Origin of the sequence: Streptomyces sp. NPDC050164 (assembly GCF_044459945.1) — a bacterium.
GTDB lineage: Bacteria > Actinomycetota > Actinomycetes > Streptomycetales > Streptomycetaceae > Streptomyces > Streptomyces coeruleorubidus_A.
Genome location: NZ_JBITJK010000099.1, coordinates 1 through 1525 on the forward strand (window position 1 = coordinate 1; position 1525 = coordinate 1525).

At 56.3% G+C, this 1525-nt stretch carries 1 rRNA gene; it reads left to right on the top strand.

Going from position 1 to position 1525, the window contains the following annotated elements:
• Positions 1-1399: ribosomal RNA gene (locus tag ACIBNA_RS45030) — 23S ribosomal RNA — on the top strand; the annotation flags it as partial.
• Positions 1400-1525: the final 126 nt, after the last annotated feature.

The following is a 1525-nucleotide window of genomic DNA, read 5'->3' on the forward strand; positions in this document are numbered from 1 at the left end:
CATGTGGCTGAGACCTGATGCCGAGCCGATTGTGGTGAAGTGGATGATCCTATGCTGTCGAGAAAAGCCTCTAGCGAGTTTCATGGCGGCCCGTACCCTAAACCGACTCAGGTGGTCAGGTAGAGAATACCGAGGCGTTCGGGTGAACTATGGTTAAGGAACTCGGCAAAATGCCCCCGTAACTTCGGGAGAAGGGGGGCCACGCCTGGTGAGGGGACTTGCTCCTCGAGCTGGGGGTGGCCGCAGAGACCAGCGAGAAGCGACTGTTTACTAAAAACACAGGTCCGTGCGAAGCCGTAAGGCGATGTATACGGACTGACGCCTGCCCGGTGCTGGAACGTTAAGGGGACCGGTTAGCTCCATTTCGGTGGGGCGAAGCTGAGAACTTAAGCGCCAGTAAACGGCGGTGGTAACTATAACCATCCTAAGGTAGCGAAATTCCTTGTCGGGTAAGTTCCGACCTGCACGAATGGCGTAACGACTTCTCGACTGTCTCAACCATAGGCCCGGTGAAATTGCACTACGAGTAAAGATGCTCGTTTCGCGCAGCAGGACGGAAAGACCCCGGGACCTTTACTACAGTTTGATATTGGTGTTCGGTTCGGCTTGTGTAGGATAGCTGGGAGACTGTGAAGCGCTAACGCCAGTTAGTGTGGAGTCGTCGTTGAAATACCAGTCTGGTCGTGCTGGATGTCTAACCTGGGTCCGTGATCCGGATCAGGGACAGTGTCTGATGGGTAGTTTAACTGGGGCGGTTGCCTCCTAAAGGGTAACGGAGGCGCCCAAAGGTTCCCTCAGCCTGGTTGGCAATCAGGTGTTGAGTGTAAGTGCACAAGGGAGCTTGACTGTGAGACCGACGGGTCGAGCAGGGACGAAAGTCGGGACTAGTGACCCGGCGGTGGCTTGTGGAAGCGCCGTCGCTCAACGGATAAAAGGTACCCCGGGGATAACAGGCTGATCTTCCCCAAGAGTCCATATCGACGGGATGGTTTGGCACCTCGATGTCGGCTCGTCGCATCCTGGGGCTGGAGTCGGTCCCAAGGGTTGGGCTGTTCGCCCATTAAAGCGGTACGCGAGCTGGGTTTAGAACGTCGTGAGACAGTTCGGTCCCTATCCGCTGTGCGCGTAGGAGTCTTGAGAAGGGCTGTCCCTAGTACGAGAGGACCGGGACGGACGAACCTCTGGTGTGCCAGTTGTTCTGCCAAGGGCATGGCTGGTTGGCTACGTTCGGGAGGGATAACCGCTGAAAGCATCTAAGCGGGAAGCCTGCTTCGAGATGAGGACTCCCACCCACTTGATGGGGTAAGGCTCCCAGTAGACGACTGGGTTGATAGGCCGGATATGGAAGCACGGTAACGTGTGGAGTTGACCGGTACTAATAGGCCGAGGGCTTGTCCTCAGTTGCTCGCGTCCACTGTGTTGGTTCTGAAACCACGAACAGCCCCATGCCATGGTCACGGTATGGTGCGGCTGAATAGTTTCATAGTGTTTCGGTGGTTATAGCGTAGGGGAAACGCCCGGTTAC